Origin of the sequence: Cellulomonas hominis (genome assembly GCF_005239125.1) — a bacterium.
GTDB classification, from domain to species: Bacteria; Actinomycetota; Actinomycetes; order Actinomycetales; family Cellulomonadaceae; genus Cellulomonas; species Cellulomonas hominis_A.
Map to the genome: position 1 here is coordinate 1 of NZ_SZYE01000188.1, position 7,516 is coordinate 7,516.

Sequence of the window (7,516 nt, forward strand, 5' to 3'; positions counted from 1 at the left end):
GCCGCCGTCCGCGCGGGCGCACCCGCCGGGTCGGTCACCCGGGCGCACGTGGCCGCCGTCGCCGCGCTCGTCACCGGCTGGCGCGGGCAGGGCCCCGTGCACCTGCCCGGCCGCGTCGTGGCGTGGCGCGCGTGTGGCAGGCTTGCGCTGCGCGCAGCATCCCCGTCGTCCGGTCAGGGCGACGTCGTGCGCGCGGGCCCGGGGGCACGCCGGGCCGTCGAGCCGGACGACGAGGGAGACCCGCAGCGGTGAACGTGGACGACATGGGCGCGGACCTGGAGCGCGTGCTCCTCACCGAGGAGCAGCTCGGCACCCGCCTGGACGAGATCGCCGCGCAGATCGACGCGGACTACGCCGGGCGGGAGATCCTGCTCGTCGGCGTGCTCAAGGGCGCCGTCATGGTGATGGCCGACCTGGCCCGCCGGATCAGCACCCCGCTCGCGATGGACTGGATGGCGGTGTCCTCCTACGGCTCCGGCACCAAGTCCTCGGGCGTCGTGCGGATCCTCAAGGACCTGGACGCCGACCTCACCGGGCGGCACGTGCTGATCGTCGAGGACATCATCGACTCCGGCCTGACCCTGTCCTGGCTGCTCGCGAACCTGCGCAGCCGCGGCCCCGCGTCGGTCGAGATCGCCACGATGCTGCGCAAGCCGGAGGCCGCCAAGGTCGAGGTGGACGTGCGCTACGTCGGGTTCGACATCCCCAACGAGTTCGTCGTCGGCTACGGCTTGGACTACGCGGAGAAGTACCGCAACCTCCCGTTCGTCGGCACCCTGGCGCCGCACGTCTACTCGTCCTGACCCCGGGGTCCCGCGCGGGGGTGCGTCCTGCCCTGGGCGAACACGGGCCGTCCGCCCCAGGTTCGGCGTGTAACTTCTGAAGACTCCACCCCTGCGACCGGAGGGACGAGGGGGCCTGCCCCCGTCTGCACATGACACTCAAGCGCCTCACCCGCGGACCCGTCCTGTGGATCGTCGTCGCCGTCGTGATCCTGTGGATCGCGGCCAGCGCCTTCATGTCCTCCGGCGTCCAGCGCATCGACACCTCCGACGGCCTGGAGCTGCTCAAGGACGGCAAGGTCGAGCAGGCCCTGGTGACCGAGGGCTCGCAGCGGGTCGACCTCACGCTGTCCGAGGACTTCGTCAAGGACGGGGACAACCTCGGCAAGAACGTGCAGTTCTACTACGTCGTGCCGCAGGGGCCGACCGTGGTGGAGGCCATCGCGGACGCCGACCCGTCCGGCGGCTACACCTCGGACGTCCCGCAGCAGTCGTGGTGGGGCAGCCTGCTGACGCTGGTGCTGCCGTTCGTGATCATCCTGGGCCTGTTCTGGTTCCTCATGTCGTCCATGCAGGGCGGCGGCTCGCGGGTGATGTCCTTCGGCAAGTCGAAGGCCAAGCTCGTCAGCAAGGAGACCCCGCAGGTCACGTTCGCGGACGTCGCCGGCGTGGACGAGGCCGTCGAGGAGCTGCACGAGATCAAGGAGTTCCTCTCCGACTCCGAGAAGTTCCAGGCCGTCGGCGCCAAGATCCCCAAGGGCGTGCTGCTGTACGGCCCGCCCGGGACCGGCAAGACCCTGCTGGCGCGCGCGGTCGCGGGCGAGGCGGGCGTGCCGTTCTACTCGATCTCCGGCTCGGACTTCGTCGAGATGTTCGTCGGCGTCGGCGCGAGCCGCGTGCGCGACCTGTTCGACCAGGCCAAGCAGAACGCCCCGGCGATCATCTTCATCGACGAGATCGACGCCGTCGGCCGGCACCGCGGCGCGGGCATGGGCGGCGGCCACGACGAGCGCGAGCAGACCCTCAACCAGATGCTGGTCGAGATGGACGGCTTCGACGTCAAGACGAACGTCATCCTCATCGCCGCGACCAACCGCCCCGACATCCTCGACCCCGCGCTGCTGCGCCCGGGCCGGTTCGACCGGCAGGTGTCGGTCGAGGCGCCGGACCTCAAGGGCCGCGAGCGGATCCTGCAGGTGCACGCGCAGGGCAAGCCGATGGCGACCGACGTCGACCTGCAGGCCGTCGCCCGCCGGACGCCGGGCTTCACCGGCGCCGACCTGGCGAACGTGCTGAACGAGGCCGCGCTGCTCACCGCCCGGTCGAACGCGCAGATCATCGACAACCGCGCGCTCGACGAGGCGATCGACCGCGTCATCGCGGGCCCGCAGAAGCGCACCCGGGTCATGAAGATCAAGGAGCAGAAGATCACCGCGTACCACGAGGGCGGCCACGCCCTGGTGGCGGCGGCGCTGCGGTACACCGACCCGGTGACCAAGGTGACGATCCTGCCCCGCGGCCGGGCCCTCGGCTACACGATGGTCATGCCGACGGAGGACAAGTACTCCACCACCCGCAACGAGCTGCTCGACCAGCTCGCGTACGCGATGGGCGGCCGGGTCGCCGAGGAGCTGGTGTTCCACGACCCGACGACCGGCGCCAGCAACGACATCGAGAAGGCCACCGCCACGGCCCGCAAGATGGTCACGCAGTACGGCATGAGCGAGCGCGTGGGCGCCGTGAAGCTCGGGTCGGACGGCAGCGAGCCGTTCATGGGCCGGGACATGGGCCACGGGCGCGACTACTCCGAGACGGTCGCCGGCACGGTCGACGTCGAGGTCCGCAAGCTCATGGACGCCGCGCACACCGAGGCGTGGGAGATCCTCGTCGAGTACCGCGACGTGCTGGACCACCTGGTGCTCGAGCTCCTGGAGAAGGAGACGCTGAACCAGGCGGAGCTCGCCGAGATCTTCACGCCGATCACCAAGCGCCCGCCGCGCGAGGTGTGGCTGTCCAGCGAGCAGCGCTCGGTCTCCGACCGTCCGCCGGTGCTGACCGCCAAGGAGAAGGCGGAGCACAACGGGTCCGTGATCCCGCAGGACGAGGCCGCCGCGGCCCGGGACGAGCACCCCGCCGCCGTCGTGGTCGAGGTGCCGCCGAACCAGACGCCGGACGCCTGAGCGTGGCGGCCGACGGCCGCGGCCGGCGCCGCGAGGTCCCGCCGTACGACGCCGCCCGGGCGGAGGCGGCGGTCCGGGAGCTGCTGATCGCGGTGGGGGAGGACCCCGAGCGCGAGGGGCTGCGGGACACGCCGGCGCGCGTGGCGCGGGCGTACCAGGAGATCTTCGCCGGGCTGCGCCAGGACCCGCGGGACGTGCTGAGCGCGACCTTCGACATCGGCCACGAGGAGATGGTGCTGGTCCGGGACATCGAGGTGTACTCGACCTGCGAGCACCACCTGGTCCCCTTCCACGGCGTCGCGCACATCGGCTACATCCCCGGCACCTCCGGGAAGGTCACCGGCCTGAGCAAGCTCGCGCGGCTCGTGGACGTGTACGCGCGCCGGCCGCAGGTGCAGGAGCGCATGACGGGCGAGATCGCCGACGCCCTGGTCGAGATCCTGGAGCCGCGCGGCGTCCTGGTGGTCGTCGAGTGCGAGCACCTGTGCATGTCGATGCGCGGCGTCCGCAAGCCGGGGTCCCGCACGGTGACGTCCGCGGTGCGCGGGCAGATGCGCGACCCGGCGACCCGCGCCGAGGCGATGAGCCTCGTCACGGCCCGCTGAGAGGCGCGGACCCGTTCCCGCGGGCCCCCGGCGACCGCCTAGGCTGACTGCGTGCGCACCCCTTCGCCGCTCCCGCCCGCGCTGACCGACGCCGGTCGCGCGGGCCGGACCCTGGTCATGGGGGTGGTGAACGTGACGCCGGACTCGTTCTCCGACGGCGGCCGGTGGTTCGCGCCCGACGCCGCGGTGGCGCACGGGCTGGCGCTGCTCGCGGACGGGGCGGACCTGCTGGACGTGGGCGGCGAGTCGACCCGGCCCGGCGCCGCGCGGGTCCCTGTGGCCGAGGAGCTGGACCGGGTGCTGCCGGTGGTCCGTGAGCTGGTGTCCCGCGGGGCGCCGGTCAGCGTGGACACGACGCGGGCGGAGGTCGCGGCGGCTGCTGTCGCGGCGGGCGCCGTGGTGGTCAACGACGTGTCCGGCGGGCTGGCCGAGCCGGAGATCCGGGACGTCGTCGCCCGCACCGGCGTCGTGTACGTGGCGATGCACTGGCGCGGGCACGCGGACGTCATGGACTCCCTGGCGCAGTACGACGACGTGGTGACCGACGTGCGCCGCGAGCTCGCGGACCGGGTGGCCGAGCTGCGCGCCGCCGGGGTCGCCGACCACCAGGTCGTGCTCGACCCCGGGCTCGGGTTCGCGAAGCCCGGCTCCGCGAACTGGCCGCTGCTCGCACGGCTGCCGGAGCTCGTCGCCGACGGGTTCCCGGTGCTGGTGGGGGCGTCGCGCAAGCGGTTCCTCGGCCACCTGCTGGCGGGCGAGGACGGCGTGCCGGCCGCGCCCGGGCAGCGGGACGCCGCGACCGCGGCGGTGTCGGCGCTCGCCGCGGCGGCGGGGGCGTGGTGCGTGCGGGTGCACGAGGCACGAGGAACGGCCGACGCGGTGCGCGTCGCGGCCCGGTGGAGGGCGGCGGCGCCGTCCGGGGAGGACGAGGGATGAGCGACGAGGCGGACGTGCCCGGGCGGGACGGCCACCGGCTGGACCGGATCCGGCTGACCGGCGTCACGGCGACCGGCTACCACGGGGTGTTCGACCACGAGCGCCGCGAGGGGCAGACGTTCGTCGCCGACGTGGTCGCGCACCTCGACACCCGGCGCGCGGCGGCCACCGACGACCTGCGGCACACGCTCAACTACGGCGTGCTCGCCGAGCAGGTGGTGACGGTGCTCGCGGGCGAGCCCGCCGACCTGGTCGAGACCGTGGCCGAGCGGATCGCCGCGACCGTGCTCGCGCACCCGCAGGTGCAGTGCGTCGACGTCGCGGTGCACAAGCCGCAGGCGCCCATCACCGTGCCGTTCGGCGACGTGGTGGTGGAGGTGCGCCGCGACCGGACCTGGCTGCCGGCGGCGGAGCCGGTGCCGGACGACGCGCCCCGGTGGCTGCCGGAGGCCGCGGCCGCGGTGCCGCCCGCCGTCGCGCCGCCCGCCGTGGACGGGGCGCCCGCCGCACCCGCGGATCCCGTGCTCCCGCCGGTGCTGCCCCCGGTCGAGCACGTGCTCGAGGCCCCGCCCGCGGCCGACCCCGAGGACGAGGTGGTCGACGCCGAGCTCGTCCAGGACGCGCTCGACGCGGCGCCGGACGCCCCGGTCGAGGTCGTGCTCGCCATCGGCTCGAACCTCGGCGCGGCGCAGGACACGCTGCGGGACGCCGTCGCGGACCTCGCCGCCGTGCCGGGCCTGGAGGTGCTGGACGTGTCGGCCCTCGCGCGCACGGCGCCCGTCGGCGGCCCCGAGCAGCCCGACTTCCTCAACGCGGTGCTGATCGCCCGCACCACGCTGTCCCCCCGCGACCTGCTGCGCGCCACGTCCGAGGTCGAGCGCCGGCACGGGCGCGAGCGGCTCGTGCACTGGGGCCCGCGGACCCTGGACGTCGACATCATCGTGTACGGGGACGTGTCGGCCGTGACCGACGACCTGGAGCTGCCGCACCCGCGCGCCCACGAGCGCGCGTTCGTGCTCCAGCCGTGGGCGCAGGTGCAGCCCGATGCCGTGCTGCACGGCCTCGGCGGCGGGCCGGTCGCGCAGCTCGCCGCGACCGCGCCCGACCGGGACGGCGTGCGCTGGCTCGCGCTCGACTGGCTGACCGCCCCCGTGCCCGCCGCGCAGCCCGACCCCGGCGCGGCGCCCGCCCCGGGCGGGGACCGCGTCCCGGAGCCCTTCGGCGAGGGCGACCCGGGCGACCCGCTCGGCGCCGGTCCCGTCGAGTGGGCCGACCCCCTCGGCGGCCCCGCGACGGGTCGGCAGGACCCCTGATGCAGCGCACCCGCATCCGCACGCTGGTGCTGGTCGCCGTCCTGGCGGCGGCGGTCGGCTGGCTCGTCGTCCGCGCGCTGGGCAGCCGGGGCGTGGTGCTGCCGCAGGTGCCCTGGCTGATGGTCGGGGTGCTGGTGCTGATCGCCGCCGTCGTCCTGGCGATGGGCTGGTCCGTCCGGCAGTACCTGCGGGGCAGGCACCCGACGCTCGACCCGATGCGGGCGGCGCGGACGGCCGTGCTCGCGAAGGCGTCCTGCTACACCGGCGCGCTGCTGGTCGGCTGGTACGCGGCGCAGGTCCTCGACGTGCTCGGCGACCTCGGGATCGAGGCCCAGCGGGACCGCGCGGTGTCCGCGGGGCTCGCGGTGCTCGGCGCGCTGGTGCTGGCCGCCGCCGGGCTCGTCGTCGAGTGGATCTGCCGGATCCCGCCGCCCGAGGACCCGGAGCAGGCGCCGGGCACGTCGCCGGACGTCGCCGCGGGCTGAGCCGGCCCCGGGGGGCGCGCGCGGGGTCCTGGCCGTCCCGGCGCCGCACGATGCGAGGATGGTGCGCATGAGCACGCCCGAGGGTGCCAGCCGCCCGCAGCACGACGTCGCGCCCGCGTCCGCGCCGGCCCCCGCGCCCGGCGCCGCGCCCGTGCGCGAGAGCGAGCCGTTCGAGCCCGCCGGCGTCGACTGGACGCCGGTGTCCCCGCGCCTGGCCTCCGCGCGGCTGGTGGTCGCGCTCGCCTGGCTGGGCGTCCCGCTGCTCGCGCTCGTCGTCGTCGCGGTGGTCACCGGCTCGGTCTGGGTGTGGGCGTCGGCCGCCCTGGTCGCCGTCCTCGTCGCGTGGGTCGGGTGGCTCGTGCCGCGCCAGGTCCGGGCGATGGGCTACGCCGAGCGGGCGGACGACCTCCTGCTCCGCCGGGGCATCCTGTTCCGCTCGATGGTCGTCGTGCCGTACGGCCGCATGCAGTACGTCGACGTCACCGCCGGGCCGCTGGCCCGCCGGCTCGGCATCGCCTCCGTGCAGCTGCACACCGCCTCGCCCGGCACCGACGCCTCGATCGACGGCCTGCCCACCGCCGAGGCGGCGCGGCTGCGCGACCAGCTGGCGTCCCGGGGCGAGGCCCGGCTGGCGGGGCTGTGACCGCGGACCGCCCGCTCCCCGCGACCCCCGCACCCGCGCCGGAGCCGCCCGTCGACGACCTCGCCTGGCGCCGGATGCACCCGGTCACCCCCGCGGTGAAGGGCTGGAAGGTGCTCGCCGCCGTGCTGGCGGTCATCGCGTGGAACGCCGCCGACGACGTGCGGCAGCTCGCCGAGTGGCTCGGCGGGCGCGCGTGGCTCGTCATCGCGGGCGTGGTCGTGCTGGTCGGGCTGATCGGGTTCGGCTACTCCGCGATCGCCTGGCGGATGACCCGGTTCGCGGTGACCGACGAGGCCGTGCACCTGCGCTCCGGCGTCGTGTTCCGGCAGCAGCGGCAGGCCCGGCTCGACCGGCTGCAGGCCGTCGACGTGGTGCAGCCGCTGCTCGCGCGCATCATCGGGCTGTCCGAGCTCCGGCTGGAGGTCGCCGGCGGCGCCGGCTCCGCGGTGTCGCTCGCGTTCCTGCGCGAGGCGGAGGCCGAGCAGCTGCGCGCGGAGCTGCTGGCGCGCGCCGCGGGCCTGCACCCGGGCCGTCGGCCGCGGCCCGCTGCCGCCCCCGCCGCCGGTGCGGTG

At 75.3% G+C, this 7,516-nt stretch carries 8 protein-coding genes and 1 pseudogene; all 9 read left to right on the top strand.

Annotation, left to right across the window (positions count from 1 at the left end):
* Nucleotides 1-252 (top strand): annotated as a pseudogene (locus FA014_RS20800) (tRNA lysidine(34) synthetase TilS); the annotation flags it as partial.
* 11 nt (nucleotides 253-263) lie between these two features.
* Complete coding sequence (gene hpt, locus FA014_RS16480; protein ID WP_255733482.1) at nucleotides 264-803, top strand: hypoxanthine phosphoribosyltransferase; 540 nt, start codon at nucleotides 264-266, stop codon at nucleotides 801-803.
* A gap of 131 nt (nucleotides 804-934) precedes the next feature.
* Nucleotides 935-2,962 (top strand): ATP-dependent zinc metalloprotease FtsH, encoded by a 2,028-nt coding sequence (gene ftsH, locus FA014_RS16485; RefSeq protein ID WP_154730733.1) that lies wholly within the window; start codon nucleotides 935-937, stop codon nucleotides 2,960-2,962.
* A gap of 2 nt (nucleotides 2,963-2,964) precedes the next feature.
* Nucleotides 2,965-3,567: a GTP cyclohydrolase I FolE gene (gene folE / locus FA014_RS16490; RefSeq protein ID WP_195969332.1), complete on the top strand. Its 603-nt coding sequence runs from the start codon at nucleotides 2,965-2,967 to the stop codon at nucleotides 3,565-3,567.
* A 51-nt stretch (nucleotides 3,568-3,618) separates the two neighbouring features.
* Entirely contained in the window at nucleotides 3,619-4,503 is an 885-nt protein-coding gene (folP, locus tag FA014_RS16495) for a dihydropteroate synthase (RefSeq protein ID WP_419178421.1), read from the top strand.
* Nucleotides 4,500-5,816: a 2-amino-4-hydroxy-6-hydroxymethyldihydropteridine diphosphokinase gene (folK, locus tag FA014_RS16500; protein WP_154730734.1), complete on the top strand. Its 1,317-nt coding sequence runs from the start codon at nucleotides 4,500-4,502 to the stop codon at nucleotides 5,814-5,816. Before folP ends, folK begins: the two co-directional genes overlap by 4 nt.
* Nucleotides 5,816-6,301, top strand: a complete 486-nt coding sequence (locus tag FA014_RS16505) for a DUF3180 domain-containing protein (protein ID WP_154730735.1) — start codon at nucleotides 5,816-5,818, stop codon at nucleotides 6,299-6,301. The genes folK and FA014_RS16505 overlap by 1 nt, the downstream gene beginning before the upstream one ends.
* A gap of 67 nt (nucleotides 6,302-6,368) precedes the next feature.
* Complete coding sequence (locus FA014_RS16510) at nucleotides 6,369-6,944, top strand: PH domain-containing protein (protein WP_154730736.1); 576 nt, start codon at nucleotides 6,369-6,371, stop codon at nucleotides 6,942-6,944.
* On the top strand, nucleotides 6,941-7,516 hold a 576-nt coding region (locus tag FA014_RS16515), incomplete at its 3' end, for a PH domain-containing protein (RefSeq protein ID WP_230323287.1). The genes FA014_RS16510 and FA014_RS16515, both read left to right, overlap by 4 nt.